Below are 15,764 nucleotides of genomic sequence, written 5' to 3'. Positions count from 1 at the left end.
TTGTGTCTTCTGGCTAGGGGTATTTCCCGGCTTAACGAAGGAGATGTTAACATATGTAGTTCAAACTATTAGAGATTTTTGTCATAATAAAAAATGACTACAATGTACAAAAAAAAAAGGGCTTCAGCCCTTACTACAAACTAATAAAAATTTTATTAACTATGACATCCAGCACTGAAAATTCTAATCAACCTTTACTCTCAATAAACGTTGGGGCGATGCACTGCCCACCAACTTGGTAAATACCCAAAATCTAACACCCATGAAAACTGATAAGTTATTTTACACAATCTTTCTTTCTCAACCTTCTTTGATTCATGAGTTAATTCCCAGTATTCCTGCTGACAGTGAATATATTTATAATGCTCCTGTGATTAAAGAAACAGAATTTCGTCTTGACGGCGTATTAACACCGACGGCGGAGAATTTACCTCTAATCTTTTTGGAGGCACAAATGCAAAGAGATTCAGACTTTTATAGTCGATACTTTGCTGAGATATTCTTGTATCTCCACCAATATAAAATAAAAAAACGATGGCGTGGATTATTAATTCTAAAAAATCATCAAGATGATTTAGGTACGGAATTACCTTATGAAAATGAATTAAATACAAGAGTGACTCGATTATATTTGGAAGATTTATTAAGTTTAAAGGATTTGACTCCTAATTTAGCTTTACTCAAATTAATTGTAGTACCAGAAACTGAAGCCATTAATCTTGCTCAAAACATTTTAGATGGTTCTGGAAATGACAAGGAATTTCAAAGACGATTAAATATAATTGAGGCTATACTAGGTAGTAAATTCAGTCAATTAAGTGATCAGGAGATATTAGCTATGTTAGATCTAAAAACGGCAACAATGCCGGCTGAACCCCGTTTGTATAAACAAGTAGTTAGTTACTGGAAAGAAAAAGCCTTACAAGAGGGAGAAGCGGAGTTATTAATTCGTCAGTTAACCCGTCTTTGTGGTGCCTTATCAGATGAGTTACAAACCAAAATTCGATCGCTGTCTATTCCTGAGTTAGAGTCTTTAGGAGAAGCTTTATTAGACTTTCAGGGCATCACAGATTTAGATAATTGGTTTAAGGTAAATCAAGATTAATCTTCCATTGATTTAGCAAATGATAACATCTTTGTAAAGGACATTGTCATTAGTATAAAACAAGCTGAAATCATCGAAGATTATCCTGAATAAGGAGAAGCAGATTTGTTAATTCGTATGTTAACCCGTCGTTGTGGTGCTTTATCAACCTGAGTTACAAACCAAAATTCGATCACGAAGTGGCGATCGCACGATCGATCTCTATTCCTCAATTAGAATCTTTGGCTGAAAGTCTATTTGATTTTCAATCCTTTGAAGATGCGATCGAGTGGTTAAATAACCTGAATTAAATTAAGTTTATCTGTTTTAAATACTAAATATTTTACCTCAAAATAATAAGGAGAATCAGACATTATGACAACATTACTAGAAAATCCTCCCATAAAACCTAATAAATTAGTTTTAGATGGTATTAATTGGGAAAAATTTGAGCAAATAGAAACTATATTTCAAGATATTGAAGAAGTAAGATTTATTTATTTAGATGGAGAATTAGAAATTATCATGAGTCCAAGTCAAGCCCATGAATTCATCAAAAGTCTCATTGGTAATTTATTGGAAACTTACATGAGGCATAAGGGAATTAGATTCTATATGTGGGGAAGTACAACGTTAGGTAGCAAAGAAATAACAGGAAGAAAAGAACCCGATGAATCCTATAATATTTATAGTAAAAAGGACATTCCCGATTTAATTATTGAGGTAATTGTTACCAGTGGTAATATTAACGTGTTGGAAGTGTATCGCCGTCTTGGAATTTCTGAAGTTTGGTTTTATGAAGATGGTTTATTAACAGTTTATAGCTTAAAGAATAGTCAGTATATAAAAGTAAATCAAAGTCAATTATTGCCAGAATTAAATTTAGAAACTTTAACGAAATATATTAACTATCACGATCAATACGATGCAGTTACTGAATTTATTAATGAGTTAAACTAAACATGGTCACTAAGGAAGATAATTAATTTATTATTAACATTTATAAATCGTTTTTCTCAACTTTGATAATGCACAGAATTGAAACTAAAAGACCTAATTGTTATCAACTGCAACCGAAAAAATTTGAAGATAATCGAGGCAGTTTTGTCAAGACTTTTCATGAAGAAATTTTCCAAGATTTAGGATTAGATACTAATTTTGCCGAAGAATATTATTCTTTTTCTTATCAAAATGTTGTACGTGGGTTACATTTTCAATTACCTCCCCATGAGCATATAAAAATAGTTTATTGTGTTCAAGGTGCTGTTAAAGATGTGGTAGTCGATTTAAGAGTTAATTCTCCCACTTATGGACAGTTTGAAATTTTTGATTTAAGTGCTGAAAAAGCTAATTTAATCTATATCCCTTCTGGATTAGCCCATGGTTTTGCGGTGATGAGTGAAACAGCAATTATGATGTATAAAGTTTCTACTGTTTATCATCCTGAATCTGATACTGGTATTCGTTACGATTCTCTAGGAATTCCTTGGGAAATAGATAAGCCGATTATTTCTCAACGAGATAGTAGTTTTATTCCTTTTGTTGAATTTCAAAGTCCTTTTATTTATCCGTAGTGAACACATTATAAAATCATGAAAACTTTAATTATTGGTGCTTCAGGTTTAGTCGGTTATCATCTTTTACAAACGACTAAATCTCGTGGTTGGGATGTTACTGGAACTTATCATAATTATCAACTACCAGAATTATCACCTTTAGAAACAATCCAAGAACAAAAGGTGCGATCGCTCATTTTTCAAATTCAACCTGAAATTATTTTTTTACCAGCTTTTTTATCTAACGTTAATTATTGTGAAACTAATTCTGAAGAAAGTCATTTAATAAATGTGGAAGGCAGTTTAAATGTTATTAAAGCAAGTAAAGAAATTGGTGCAAAATTAGTTTTTTATTCTTCTGATTATGTTTTTGATGGTCAATCAGGACCTTATAAAGAAACAGATTTAGTAAATCCTATTTGTGTTTATGGTAAACAAAAATTAGAAGTAGAAAATTTAATTACTAAGTTATTAGATGATTATTTATTATTAAGAATAACGGTTGTTTATGGTTATGAATTACAAGGGAAAAATTTTGTTACTAGATTAATTAAGTCATTACAAAATAAGGAGATTGTAAAAGTACCAATGGATCAAATTGGTTCACCTACTTTAGTTAATGATATAGCAGAAGCTAGTTGTCGATTAGTGGAAACTAAACAACAAGGTTTATTTCATGTGGCAGGAGTTGATGTTATTAGTCGTTATGATTTTGCCCTTAAAGTTGCAGATGTATTTAATTTAGATTGTCAATATGTTATCCCCATCGATACTCCTAGTTTACACCAACTAGCTCCACGTCCTTTAAAAGCAGGGATGATATGTGATAAACTTTCCTCTACTCTCAACTGGAATTTAAAAGGTACGATCGAAGGACTTAATTTTTACGGGAATGATGAGAAATTTTAAAGACGATTAAATATAATCGAAACTATACTAAATAGTAAATTCGTTCAATTAAGTGATCAGGAGATATTAGCTATGTTAGACCTAACAACTGCCACAATGCCAAAAGAACCTCGTTTGTATAAATTAGTAGTTCAAATGTGGAAAGAACAAGCACTAGAAGAAGGCATACAGAAAGGTTTAGAAGAAGGCATACAAATTATTGTGATATAAGTGGTATAAAAAGAGAAAATTGTGTTCCTTTATTTTGTTGATTTTTTACCCAATTATAGGGACTAATTAGGCTAATTTTAACTCCTATTTTATCACATAATTCCTTGACGATCGACAACCCTAAACCAGTGCCAGAAATATCTCCTTGAGTTTGAATACCTCGATAATGTCTTTCAAAAATATGAGGTTGATCTTCTTCGGGAATACCATAACCAGTATCACTAATTTTAATCAGTAATTCTTGATTTTCTGGAGATAATTCTATCATAATTTTACCCTGATTAGGGGTATATTTTACCGCATTTTCTAAGATATTATTCAGAATTTCCTTTAAGGCTTTTTCATTGCTTAAAATTAAAGGTAAAAAATCATTAGTTTGATAAAAAACTTTGATATTTTTTTCTTCGGCAATAACTTTAATACTGTTAATTAAAGGATTAAGAATATTGGTTATATCTAAAGATTCTAAGGCTTCAATTTTTTCTGGTAAAAAGAAACTACTTTGATTTTGATTTAAAGTAATAATTTCATCATTGTTAAAACCATCCCATTGTTGACTAAAATCAGTAATTAAGTCTTTCATTCGATCGCTCTCTCTGATAATATTTTCAGTAATCTGATAATTTTTATCATCGGGTAATAAACGTTTTAATAATAATTTTCCGAAGGTACGAATAGCTGTTAAAGGATTGCGTAATTGATGTACAAAATCGTCTATATGGTCATTTTCGATCGATCTTAATTGCTGTATTTGATTTAATTTAAGCTCCATTAATTGTTGTTTTTGCTCAATAAAACGAACTAAAGCGATGGTGTTCGCAATCTCTTTAATTTGTAAAATTTCTGATTCATGCCAAGGATTCGTATTTCTTTTAATAGCAAATAAACCGAGGATTATTCCTTGATAAATAAGGGGTAAAATTAATTGATGAGGGGAAGAAGTATTGGGAAGATAACGAGTTATTTCTTGGGATAACAAAGAATCTTCTAATATTTGACTATAGTTATAATAACTATCATTGGAGATATTATCAGGTAAATAAAATAAAGATTTAATATAATTATTAAAAGCACTATCAGGATAAATAAAAATAGGAATTAACTGGGTTTTATCAATACTATTATTCGTTAAATAAATAGCGATTTCTTGCACAAAAAAACTCTTAATGAGTATCGTTAATTGAGCATGACAAACATTGAGAAATTCTTGACTAATATTTATATCGTCTTCATATTCCCTCATAGTCATTAAGTAGATTTTGCCTTATAGTATTTATCGATTAGGGAGTTAAATGTTAAGAGGTTAGGGAATTAGGAAATTAGGGAGTTAGGGAATTAGGGGTTGTTAATTCTTAATTCTTAATTCTTAATTCTTAATTCTTAATTCTTAATTCTTAATTCTTAATTCTTAATTTTTAATTGTTAATTCTTAATTATTTATCGGATTGTTTAGTAATTAAATCTAATCCACAAATAACTTTTTCACGGTTAGATAAATCACCAATAATTCTTTGTAATGGAGGAGGTAATTGTTTAATGAGGGTGGGAGTTACTAAGATTTTCTCTCTTTCCGCCCTTTGTGGTTCTTCTAATACATCAATAATTTCTACTTTATAGCAATCAGGAATCATTTGTGAGAAATAAATTATTAGAAAAAATATCGAAGATACGACTAATCTTGCCTTTTGCCTTTTGCCTCTTGCCTTTGATGATAAGATAATTTTCACAACTCATAACTGACTGCTATATATTGATTACTCAATTCCTCTTTGCACAATTTTAACAGATTAGCGATCGCTCGTTGAGAATTAAGAGAATTTCCTGTAATGTATAAACGTAATATGTAGTTGCTCATGAATTAAAATTGATCCAAGTCAGGGGTAGAGATAAGATTAAGATTACCTAAACCAATATAATATTTTCGATAATAAGAAGTTAAATAACCCATTAATTCTAATAATCTTAACCTACCTTCATCTACATAGGCTTGAATTTTGGCAAAATTAACATTTTGGGTTTTCTTTTTGAGCGCTTTTGTGTGAATATCGACAATATCCCTCGGACTTGCTTTAAAAAACCCTAATTTACTAGCTAATTCTCTTAATTGCTCAGAAATGTCATGATTGACTCGAAAAGCCCTTTCTTCTAAGGCTAAATCCAACAATTCTCCATATTTTTCGCTTAATTCGGCAAAAACTTCGGGAATACTCTCTTTGAGTGCTTCCGAAGCAAACATTCTCGCCGTGATACTAGGTTGGATGGAATTAGCGAAAATTTCTAAATTGGCAAATTCCTCTCGCTGTTGCTGTTGCTGTTTTAGTTGAGCTACTTTATCAATATATTGTTGTCGCTCGATCGCAAGACGAAGGGCATAAACTAACAAGTTAGTATCTAAATCTTTTTTGCGTAGATAACCGTTAGCACCCATTTGGAATGCTTTAACTACAATATTCTCCTCTTGATCATGGTTAGCTGTTTGAACAATAATCGGCGTATCAGGAGCATTTTCTTTAATTTTTAATAGGGATTCGATACCTTTGGCATCGGGTAACATTAAATCTAGTAAGATAGCATCAAATTCTTGTTGATTGAGAAGATTAATCGCTTCGGTTAAATTACTGACTAAGGATAGGTTGAAAGACAATCCTTCTGCTAAAACAGATTGATGGGCATGGGAGAGTAAACTTTGAATTAATTTGGCATTAACTGAATTATCCTCTACTAACAAGATTTCATAGACACAATTTAACATATTTTTATGATACTTCAAAATATTATTTTAACTAAAAATGTTTAGTTGAAAATAACCTTGAAGGGAAAAGTATATTATTACGTTATCATTTATTTTCGCAATTTATATTATTTTTGATGAGCATATTGATTAAAACGTTATCAGAATTGCAACGCCAAAAATAAGACGATACCACACGAAAACCCAAGTATTTTGTTTTTGTAAAAAGCGAATTAACCAAGCGATGGAAAGATAGGAAAAAATCCAAGAGGAGATTAAACCAATGGTTAAAGGTATTAAAGAGGAAAAGGTTAGGGTTTGATCAAAAACGTCTTTTAGTTCTACTAAACCTGCTAGAGTAATAGCTGGAATACCTAGTAAGAAAGAAAAACGAGCTGCGGTTGCCCTTTCTAAGTTGAGAAACAATCCTGCGGTAATAGTTGAGCCTGAGCGAGAAACACCGGGTATAAGGGCTAGGGCTTCAGCTAATCCCATGAGAATACCGTCTTTTGTGGATAATTGGTCAAAATTGCGTTTATGAGTGCCTATTTTTTCGGCGATACCTAATAATATAGCCATGACGATCGAAGCAATAGCAATAGTTTTGAGACTGCGAAAACCAGCGTTATCTAAATCTGTGACAAGAAGTTTTAAAGCCAACCCACAGATAACAATGGGAATTGTACCGATGGCGATACCTAAACCGATTTTAAACTCTTGGGTATCATAATTTTTTTTTTCGATCGACTTAAAAATACCTTGGGTTAAATTGCTTAAATCTTGACGAAAATACCATAAAACCGCCACAATACTTCCTAGTTGGATAATAGCAGTAAAAGAAACTCCCGGATCGTTCCATCCTAAAGCTAAAGGTATCACCTTTAAATGGGCTGTGCTACTAATGGGGATAAATTCTGTTAATCCTTGAATCATGCCTAAAATAAAGGCTTGAAAAATATTTACTTCTGAGAAATTATTGCTCGTGACAGTATCAATCTCTTGAGATAATGCCACAGAATGAGCAAGGAAGACAAATAATATTCCCCCGAAAACCCCTGACACGGCGTTATAAAGATGATAATTAGATTTAGACATTCCTTTGAGTGATAAATTACTGCAACGAGTCTAAAATTATACTCGATCGACCTCACTTTTTGTCATTAAAGTCAATTATCCAGAATTGAAAATTGATCATAACACATCTTTTTTTATCCTAATAGGTTAGGTTGTTTGAGCTAAATAGACGATCGCACCTAAACCAGAAGCCATTTCTTCAGGGGTAATTTTACCATCATGGTTAATATCAATAGCATCAAACACCGCATCAGCGCCTGCCCATTCTTCTCTGGAAATAAAACCATCACCATCTAAATCATAGACATGAAAAATATCTGCCACTGCATGGGCTAAAGATTTATCCCCTTCTAACCTTTTTAAGCGAGTCGCTAAAAGTTGTTCAAGAGTTTCTAAGGCTTTTGTAAATCCGATAATACCTTCCTCTAGTTTTTCCGAAGCCATAGCATCTTCTGAGTGCATTTTGTCAAAAGTAGCCTTATCAACGGTTATTCGCTCAATATCAAGGTTTAAAGCCGTCTCAGGGCATAATTTACGAAGCAAATCTCCTTGTGTATTACTTAATTGTTCTAAAAGTTTAGGAGAAATAGTTAATAAATCACAGCCCGTAAGTTCAATAATTTCGCTAATATTGCGAAAACTTGCTCCCATGACTTCGGTTTTATAGCCGAATTTTTTATAGTAATTGTAAATTTCCGTCACGGATTGCACCCCCGGATCATCTGCACCAGTATAATCTTTACCAGTGGTTTTCTTATACCAATCAAGAATTCTACCCACAAAAGGAGAAATCAGGGTAACTCCAGCTTCGGCACAGGCTACCGCTTGATGAAAACCGAATAATAAGGTTAAATTGCAGTGGATACCTTCTTTTTCGAGAATTTCGGCGGCTTTGATACCTTCCCATGTAGATGCAATTTTAATTAAAATACGCTCTTTTGGAATCCCCGCTTTTTCATATTGGGAAATTAAATAACGCGCTTTTTCGATCGAACCTTGGGTATCATAGGATAAACGAGCATCAACTTCAGTGGAAACCCTCCCCGGTACAATATTTAAGATTTGTTTACCAAAGGCAACGGCTAACCAGTCAATGGCAAGTTTCACCACTGTATCAATATCAGCTTTTTCCCCTAACTCCTGTCTAGCCAATTTTAAAGTATCATCAACAATACTTTGATATTCGGGCATTTGGGCAGCCGCCGTTATCAGAGAAGGATTGGTGGTAGTGTCTCTAGGAGTAAAATTTTCAATGGCTTGAATTTCTCCCGTATCTGCCACGACGATGGTGTATTGTTTTAATTGTTCTAGTAAATTAGTCATTTTTGTCTCAACTCAATTTTTAAAGAGGATTATTTTTCCATGATAATCATAAAAAAATTAAATATTTCTTTAAATACTTATAATAAAATGACTTTAGCCATCACTACAAACTAGCTTATAACCGATTAACAAATACCTATGAAAAAGAGAGTAAATTTAACTTTTCCCCGAAGCGTAGTACAAATGCCCGTCACCTATCGATTAGCGAAAGATTTTAACATCGCCGCTAATATCATACGAGGACAAGTTGCACCCAATCAAGTGGGAAAATTAGTATTAGAATTGTCGGGAGATATAGATCAATTAGATGCTGCCATTGACTGGATGAAAGCAAACAATATTAATGTTTCTCTTACCACAGGAGAGATCATGATTGATGAAAATATTTGCGTACATTGTGGATTATGTACGGGAGTATGCCCTACGGAATCTTTAACATTGAATGCTAGTACTTATAAACTACAGTTTCGACAACAGACTTGCGTCGTGTGTGAGCAGTGTATTCCTACTTGTCCTGTACAAGCTATTACAGCTAACTTATAATAGACTTTTGCAATAAATCAAGGAATTAGGGTGTTGGGGTGTTGGGGAGACTCCGAAGAAAAGAAGATATTTTTTAATTCTCCATTCTCCATTCTCCATTCTCCATTCTCCATTCTCCATTCTCCATTCTCCATTCTCCATTCTCCATTCTCCATTCTCCATTCTCCATTCTCCATTCTCCATTCTCCATTCTCCATTCTCCATTGTTTTCTTAACATAAATTAAAATTTGATTGATGACGAGGGATGACTAACTAATGTAGGATAGAATTTAAAGCAATTATTTGTGATAGGTTATTAATATTTTTACAGCATTAAAGCTGAAAGCAACATTAAGCAGACTTGATGAGTAATCCTAATTCTGTCGTTACCGATTTATTAACAGCCTTCCCCCAATGGCGCTCTCAAATGTATTTTAAGTCTTCTCTGACGGCTTTATCCCATGCCATGGAAGATCAAGTTTTGGCGGGAGATGAACAACCTTTAATTATCGCTAGTTTTCAAAAGGAAAGGTTTTATCGTCAAGAAGCCCACCGCTATCAACGTATTGGGCGTATTTCTCCCCATGTTTACGTTTTGGCTGCTCCTGAAACTGAGTTTAGCAGTATTTCGGATGTGTATGAAAAAATCGCTTTTACCCCTGAAGATGAGTTAATTCACGAATGGCATTTAGTGGTAATTGCCAAACATTATGCTAATTGTTTAATTTGTCGGGAAAAAACCCATCATCCTAAAACTCAAGCCTCGGAAATAGCTATGGATAATAGTCGCCGTTTTGAGGGGATTTGGACGTTCGATCGAACTGTAAGTCAAAAATCAGCAGTAATATTACTAAAACGCATTGTCAATTATCGCCCCGAATTGAAGGGTAAAATAGATGAGGCGTTAGAACTTTATTGCAGTGATATTGACAATATCACAAGTACGCCCTTAGAATTTTCCTCTAGTTCCAATCCTGATCCTTTTGTACAAAGGTTGGTAACATATTTACAGGCTGGACAATATAAACTGATTAAGGCTAATCGTTTTTTGAGTGTCAAGGAGAAAAAAGAACGATTACTTAATTCGATTACGGAAGCAATACGTCGATCGCTCGATCCTGATCAAATCTTACAAGTGGCAGTGGATAAGTTAGGAGAGGGGTTAGATGTTTGTCGTTGTTTGATTTATCGTTGTCAGGAAACGGACTTAAATGCGGAAATTCAACACGAGTTTTTGAATGGTAAGATAAAATCAATTAAGGGCAAAAGTTGGCCGGTTAAAGCGAATCCTTTGTTTGAGGAAGTGTTGACTTTACGGGAATCTTTAAGTATTGATGATGTTTCGATCGATCCTCGTATTCAGAATAATAAATCATTATTATCACAATTAGTCAATAGTTGCTCCATCATTTCATGGCTAATTGTGCCGATACTTTATCAAGGGAAATTATTGGGGATGATGGAATTACATCATTGTGACTCTATGCCCGTCACATGGAAACCCGAAGATATTGCGTTAGTAGATGCTATTGCTACTCAAGTGGGGGTTGCCTTGATTCAAGCGGAGTCTTATGCTAATTTAGAAGACCTTAATGAACAATTGGAGGCTCTCGATCGAACACGCTCGAATTTAGTAGCGATTACGGGACATGAATTGCGTACTCCCCTTTCTACCATTCAGGTATGTTTAGAAAGTTTGGCGAATGAACCTGATATGTCACCAGAATTAAGACAAGTGATGTTAAGTACAGCCTTAGAAGATGCGGAAAGAATGCGTAAATTAGTGCAAGATTTTCTTACCCTCTCCCGCCTCGAAAGTGGTACGGTGGAATGGAATCCTGAGCCTTTATCTTTGCAAGAATGTGTTGATTTATCATTATCTCATATTCGATCGAGACAAGATCAAAGTAATATCCCTTCCATTAATAACTTTATTCTCGATTCTATGGTTTTAGTGGAAGCCGATGGAGAATGGTTGGTAGAAGTCTTGAGTAAATTATTGGATAATGCTTGTAAATTTACCGATAAAAAAGGACAAATTATCATCCAAGTTGAAGAAAAAAATCCTAGTCAATTAAAAGTTATGGTATCAGATAATGGGAGAGGAATCGAACCAGAAAAATTAAAACAAGTGTTCGATCGATTTTATCAGGAAGAAGGCGCATTAAGACGATCGGCAGGAGGCACGGGATTAGGATTAGCCATTTGTCGGCAAATTGTGAAGAATTGGGGGGGAGAAATTTGGGCAGAATCCCAAGGTAAAAATAAAGGAAGTCAATTCTATTTTACTATTCCTAAATATACTCAAAAATCGACTTCTAACTCTAATAATACGAAAAAAAATCGTCGTTCTTCTTCTCAACAAAATCTCCGATAAATAAATATTTCTCCTCTCTCCTTATCTCCTGATTAACTAATTTTTTCACCACTCAAAATAAATACAGGTGCGATCGCAGCGAATACTTGACTTAATCCCCTTGTTTCTAAACGGTTAATGGAAGATTGTACAACTTCAATATTACAGGCTCGTAGTTGAGCAAAACCTTCAGAAAGTTGATACAGATTTTCTAAATTACTAGCCATTGCCACCACTTTCCCTTCGGAGGGTAAATAATCCCAGAGAGTCAATAAGATATTTTTGACAGACTTTCCTCCCCCAATAAAAACTCGATCGGGCTTTTGTGTTAATTTTGTAAAACAATCAGGAGCATTTCCTTCGATTACTTCGACATTTTTTACTTGAAAAACCTCACAATTTTTTTTAATTAAGTTTGCTACATCTGCATCTCTTTCAATGGCAATAACTTTTGTTTGAGGACATAATAAAGCTATTTCGATCGATACTGTACCAGTTCCAGCCCCTATATCCCAAATAACAGAATTTTCTTTTAATTTTAATGCCGATAAAATTAGTAATCTAACTTCTTTTTTTGTGAGGGGAATACCGTCTAATCTTTCAAAAAGTTCATCAGGAATACCGGGAGTTTTATATTGCCAAATCATAATAATTATTAGTAATAAAGAATAATAAATAATCGTTTTTAGTTGTTATTTTTTACTCCAAAGCCGAGTAATTAAAATTAAACAAACTAAAAAATAAGTAGTAGTAATTATGCCATTAAGATAAAGTAATCTAAAAGAAATAACATCAGAAGCAAGACTTCCTCCTAACCATAAAGTACTATAACTTATTAACCATGCCAAACCTAAGTTAACAGAAATTTTACCTGTTTTTTTCTGTTGTGAATTGAGATTATAAGAAAAAAGTTTTAAGTTAATTAATGCCCAAATAGGTCCAAATATCGGCATTAAATATAATGATAATTGAAATTTATCCAGATTTTGTTCTCTATTTTTAGCCATAGCATTGATTAAGAGACTATTAAAAGTTTAGTCTATCAGTTATTTCGTGGAAAAATATATTTTGTTAATAATTAGCAATGTTGCCCCCTTCCAAAATTGAGAGTTCAATTTATTGAACGTGATCATAATAGCTGTGTAATTTATTACACAGTGAGATTGCTTATTGCTTTGTTTCCTACTTCCCAATCACAATGTAGAATGATGCCATTTCGATCGATAATAAAGAGTTGATCAATAATAAGTATAAATAAAAATGTCCGAAGTTAGAAAAGCCGTTCAAAAACTTTATAACACATATCCCTTTCCTCCTGATCCTTTATTAGATGAACCACCTCCGGGTTATAATTGGCGTTGGCATTATCAATCTGTCTATAATTTTTGTACGGGAATGAAACCCCAACGGGAAAAAATCCGCATTTTGGATGCTGGTTGTGGTACAGGTTCGGGAACGGAATATTTAGTTTTACATAATCCCTATGCAGAAATTATCGCCGTTGATATAAGCGAAAATGCCTTAGCAATGGCACAAAAACGCCTCGAAAAATCGGGGGTATTAAATAACTTTCACGGTACAATTACTTTTAAACAACTTCCCCTGGAATCTGCTCATACTTTAGAGGGTACTTTTGATTTAATTAACTCCGTTGGTGTATTACATCATTTACCCGAACCCGAAATTGGCATCAAAAATTTAGCTGAAAAATTGGCGGAGGGGGGCATTATGCACATCTTCGTTTATGGTGAATTGGGCAGATGGGAAATTTCTTTGATGCAACAGGCGATCGCACTTCTACAGGGTGACAAAAGAGGAGATTACACAGACGGGGTGAAAGTTGGTAGAGATGTTTTTGCGACTTTACCTGAAAATAATCGTTTAGTGAGGAGAGAAAAAGAGCGTTGGCAATGGGAAAATCAACGAGATGAATGTTTTGCGGATATGTATGTGCATCCCTGCGAAACGGATTACAATATTGATACTTTATTCGATTTTATTAATGCTTCTGGTTTAGAATTTATCGGTTTTTCTAACCCTGATATATGGCAATTAGATAGATTAATTGGCAAAAATCAAGACTTAATTAATCGGGCGAATAATTTAACTCATCAAGAGCGTTTTCGTTTAATAGAATTACTCGATCCTGATAATATTACTCATTATGAATTTTTCTTGAGTAAACCGCCTTTAATAAGGGAAAATTGGGAAGATGACGATCGACTTCAACAAGCTAAACCTGAGTTAAATCCTTGTATTTTTGGTTGGGAAAGTAAGAGTTTATTAGACTATCAATTTCAACCGATTACCGTTAATGATGAGGAGTTTATTTTTATGCAATATTGCGCTAAAAATCCTCAAGCAAATTTAACGGTAAAAAATATTATTGCTCAAACTAATTTTAGTCTCGATGGAGTTCGATCGTTGATCAAAAAACAGCTAGTTATGATGAGGGTTGAATAATGAGGAATTAGGGTGTTAATGAATAATCCACCGTGTAATTTATTACACGGCTAATAGTGTAAAGTTCAATTTATTGAACTCTTTTTTTCACTCATTAATTCTTAATTTTTAATTCTTAATTCTTAATTCTTCCTAGCTCATTTTAAACTTACCACCCTTAGCAGGATCAGTCCAGTCACAAGAATAACCTTTGGTTTCAGCTACAAACTGATTCCAAGGCACTGCGTCGATGGGTCCATCAGTAGCATAGACAATATCAAATAAACCATCATCTCTCACTTGACCAATACGCACGGTTTTAGCAATATGATGATTAGGTAATAGTGTAACAGCACCATGGGGAGCAGCAAAAGTTTGTCCTACGGCGCTCGATCGAACCTTCTCAATATCATCCACACTACCTGCGGTTTCTACGGCTTGTTTCCAGAGATAAACCATAGTATAAGCCGCTTCCATAGGATCATTTACTACACGATCTTGACCGTATTCCGCTTTGAAAGCCTCGACAAATTTTGTATTTTCAGGACTTTCAACGGTTTGAAAATAGTTCCATGCCGCATAATGTCCTTTGAGGTAATCAACCCCAATTTGTTGTACTTCTTCTTCCGCAATACTTACAGACATAACAGGGTATTTATCAGGAGTTAAACCTGCCGCCTGAATTTGTTTGAAGAAAGCCACGTTACTATCACCGTTAAGACTGTTAAAAATTACGCCCCCGTTAGGTAACGCCGTTTTAATTTTACTGATAATAGGAGTTACTTCAGTGTTTCCTAAAGGTAAATAATCCTCTCCGACAACTTTACCGCCTTTGGCTTCTAATTGGGCTTTAATGATGGTGTTTGCAGTACGGGGGAAAACATAATCTGAACCAACTAGGAAAAACTCTTTACCTTTGTTTTCTAATAACCAATCCACCGCAGGTTCAATTTGTTGGTTAGGGGCCGCTCCCGTGTAAAATATATTATTAGAACATTCTTGTCCTTCATACTGTACAGGATACCAGAGCATATGTTTTTTGGACTCGAAAACTGGCAATACAGCTTTACGACTAGCCGAAGTCCAACAACCAAATACAGTACTGACTTTATCTTGATCTATAAGTTTATTCGCTTTTTCTGCAAAAGTATCCCAGTTAGATTGTCCATCTTCCACAATGGCTTCGATTTGTTTGCCTAAAACACCGCCAGAGGCATTAATTTCTTTGATAGCTAATTTTTCTGCATCCACCACGCTGGTTTCACTAATCGCCATTGTACCGCTTAGGGAGTGTAAAATACCCACTTTGATGGTATCTCCACTGGTGGGAGTTTCTGTGGGAGTAACGGCGGTATCATCTGCTGGAGGGGCATCAGCACAGGCTTTCAATAATATACTTGTGCCGATCGTAGCAGAACCATATAAGAGAAATTTTCTTCTACCAAGTCTGGACATGATTTAATCCTTGCTATTTTTCTGTGTTAAACTTACTCATGGTAAAGATAAGGTTAATAAAATTTTGTATCGTAGAATACATATTTTTCCTATGAATGTAG

General features: G+C 34.0%; 18 protein-coding genes and 1 pseudogene. 9 read left to right on the top strand and 10 right to left on the bottom strand.

The features are described from left to right. Positions 1-262: 262 nt before the first annotated feature. From SYN6308_RS09025 to SYN6308_RS24870, 6 genes are all read left to right on the top strand, one after another. Positions 263-1,105 carry a DUF2887 domain-containing protein gene (locus SYN6308_RS09025; RefSeq protein WP_017294115.1) on the top strand — a complete coding sequence of 281 codons (843 nt, stop codon included), beginning with the start codon at positions 263-265 and terminating at the stop codon, positions 1,103-1,105. Between the two features lie 131 nt (positions 1,106-1,236). Continuing rightward, positions 1,237-1,395 carry a DUF4351 domain-containing protein gene (locus tag SYN6308_RS24200; RefSeq protein ID WP_237741274.1) on the top strand — a complete coding sequence of 53 codons (159 nt, stop codon included), beginning with the start codon at positions 1,237-1,239 and terminating at the stop codon, positions 1,393-1,395. Between the two features lie 64 nt (positions 1,396-1,459). Next, positions 1,460-2,044: a Uma2 family endonuclease gene (locus tag SYN6308_RS09015; RefSeq protein WP_017294113.1), complete on the top strand. Its 585-nt coding sequence runs from the start codon at positions 1,460-1,462 to the stop codon at positions 2,042-2,044. A gap of 68 nt (positions 2,045-2,112) precedes the next feature. After that, the gene (gene rfbC, locus SYN6308_RS09010; protein ID WP_017294112.1) at positions 2,113-2,658 is read left to right on the top strand and encodes a dTDP-4-dehydrorhamnose 3,5-epimerase; all 546 of its coding nucleotides are present in this window, start codon (positions 2,113-2,115) and stop codon (positions 2,656-2,658) included. Positions 2,659-2,676: 18 nt separating this feature from the next. Next, positions 2,677-3,549 (top strand): SDR family oxidoreductase, encoded by an 873-nt coding sequence (locus SYN6308_RS09005; RefSeq protein ID WP_017294111.1) that lies wholly within the window; start codon positions 2,677-2,679, stop codon positions 3,547-3,549. Positions 3,550-3,621: 72 nt separating this feature from the next. Continuing rightward, positions 3,622-3,759, top strand: a complete 138-nt coding sequence (locus tag SYN6308_RS24870) for a hypothetical protein (RefSeq protein ID WP_017294110.1) — start codon at positions 3,622-3,624, stop codon at positions 3,757-3,759. On the opposite strand, the gene SYN6308_RS08995 is transcribed toward SYN6308_RS24870, so the two are convergent. From SYN6308_RS08995 to SYN6308_RS08975, 6 genes and pseudogenes are all read right to left on the bottom strand, one after another. Beyond that, complete coding sequence (locus SYN6308_RS08995) at positions 3,746-5,002, bottom strand: GAF domain-containing sensor histidine kinase (RefSeq protein ID WP_017294109.1); 1,257 nt, start codon at positions 5,000-5,002, stop codon at positions 3,746-3,748. The two genes, SYN6308_RS24870 and SYN6308_RS08995, sit on opposite strands and share 14 nt — an antisense overlap. A gap of 190 nt (positions 5,003-5,192) precedes the next feature. Next, positions 5,193-5,375: pseudogene (locus SYN6308_RS22180) on the bottom strand (circadian clock KaiB family protein); the annotation flags it as partial. Between the two features lie 107 nt (positions 5,376-5,482). After that, positions 5,483-5,614, bottom strand: a complete 132-nt coding sequence (locus tag SYN6308_RS23850; RefSeq protein WP_390091331.1) for a hypothetical protein — start codon at positions 5,612-5,614, stop codon at positions 5,483-5,485. Positions 5,615-5,617: 3 nt separating this feature from the next. Beyond that, the gene (locus SYN6308_RS08985; RefSeq protein ID WP_017294107.1) at positions 5,618-6,511 is read right to left on the bottom strand and encodes a response regulator transcription factor; all 894 of its coding nucleotides are present in this window, start codon (positions 6,509-6,511) and stop codon (positions 5,618-5,620) included. Between the two features lie 129 nt (positions 6,512-6,640). Further along, the gene (locus tag SYN6308_RS08980; protein ID WP_017294106.1) at positions 6,641-7,585 is read right to left on the bottom strand and encodes an undecaprenyl-diphosphate phosphatase; all 945 of its coding nucleotides are present in this window, start codon (positions 7,583-7,585) and stop codon (positions 6,641-6,643) included. Positions 7,586-7,711: 126 nt separating this feature from the next. Beyond that, the gene (locus tag SYN6308_RS08975; RefSeq protein WP_017294105.1) at positions 7,712-8,887 is read right to left on the bottom strand and encodes a transaldolase; all 1,176 of its coding nucleotides are present in this window, start codon (positions 8,885-8,887) and stop codon (positions 7,712-7,714) included. 138 nt (positions 8,888-9,025) lie between these two features. Here SYN6308_RS08975 and SYN6308_RS08970 point away from each other — a divergent pair, with 138 nt between their 5' ends. Continuing rightward, positions 9,026-9,430 (top strand): NIL domain-containing protein, encoded by a 405-nt coding sequence (locus SYN6308_RS08970; RefSeq protein ID WP_017294104.1) that lies wholly within the window; start codon positions 9,026-9,028, stop codon positions 9,428-9,430. A gap of 17 nt (positions 9,431-9,447) precedes the next feature. On the opposite strand, the gene SYN6308_RS22175 is transcribed toward SYN6308_RS08970, so the two are convergent. Continuing rightward, entirely contained in the window at positions 9,448-9,648 is a 201-nt protein-coding gene (locus SYN6308_RS22175) for a hypothetical protein (protein ID WP_144051418.1), read from the bottom strand. 126 nt (positions 9,649-9,774) lie between these two features. Here SYN6308_RS22175 and SYN6308_RS08960 point away from each other — a divergent pair, with 126 nt between their 5' ends. Further along, positions 9,775-11,787 carry a DICT sensory domain-containing protein gene (locus SYN6308_RS08960; RefSeq protein WP_017294102.1) on the top strand — a complete coding sequence of 671 codons (2,013 nt, stop codon included), beginning with the start codon at positions 9,775-9,777 and terminating at the stop codon, positions 11,785-11,787. Positions 11,788-11,819: 32 nt separating this feature from the next. Here SYN6308_RS08960 and cbiT read toward each other — a convergent pair whose 3' ends face one another. Together cbiT and SYN6308_RS08950 are read right to left on the bottom strand one after the other, a co-directional pair. Further along, on the bottom strand, positions 11,820-12,413 hold the full coding sequence (gene cbiT, locus SYN6308_RS08955; RefSeq protein WP_017294101.1) for a precorrin-6Y C5,15-methyltransferase subunit CbiT: 594 nt from the start codon (positions 12,411-12,413) through the stop codon (positions 11,820-11,822). Positions 12,414-12,458: 45 nt separating this feature from the next. Beyond that, positions 12,459-12,773 carry a hypothetical protein gene (locus SYN6308_RS08950; protein WP_017294100.1) on the bottom strand — a complete coding sequence of 105 codons (315 nt, stop codon included), beginning with the start codon at positions 12,771-12,773 and terminating at the stop codon, positions 12,459-12,461. Positions 12,774-13,026: 253 nt separating this feature from the next. Here SYN6308_RS08950 and SYN6308_RS08945 point away from each other — a divergent pair, with 253 nt between their 5' ends. Continuing rightward, the gene (locus tag SYN6308_RS08945) at positions 13,027-14,229 is read left to right on the top strand and encodes a class I SAM-dependent methyltransferase (RefSeq protein WP_017294099.1); all 1,203 of its coding nucleotides are present in this window, start codon (positions 13,027-13,029) and stop codon (positions 14,227-14,229) included. 132 nt (positions 14,230-14,361) lie between these two features. Here SYN6308_RS08945 and urtA read toward each other — a convergent pair whose 3' ends face one another. Then, positions 14,362-15,663: an urea ABC transporter substrate-binding protein gene (gene urtA / locus SYN6308_RS08940; RefSeq protein WP_017294098.1), complete on the bottom strand. Its 1,302-nt coding sequence runs from the start codon at positions 15,661-15,663 to the stop codon at positions 14,362-14,364. Between the last annotated feature and the right edge of the window lie 101 nt (positions 15,664-15,764).

Source organism: Geminocystis herdmanii PCC 6308, assembly GCF_000332235.1.
Classification (GTDB): Bacteria; Cyanobacteriota; Cyanobacteriia; order Cyanobacteriales; family Cyanobacteriaceae; genus Geminocystis; species Geminocystis herdmanii.
This window is presented reverse-complemented; position numbering and strand designations above follow the sequence as displayed.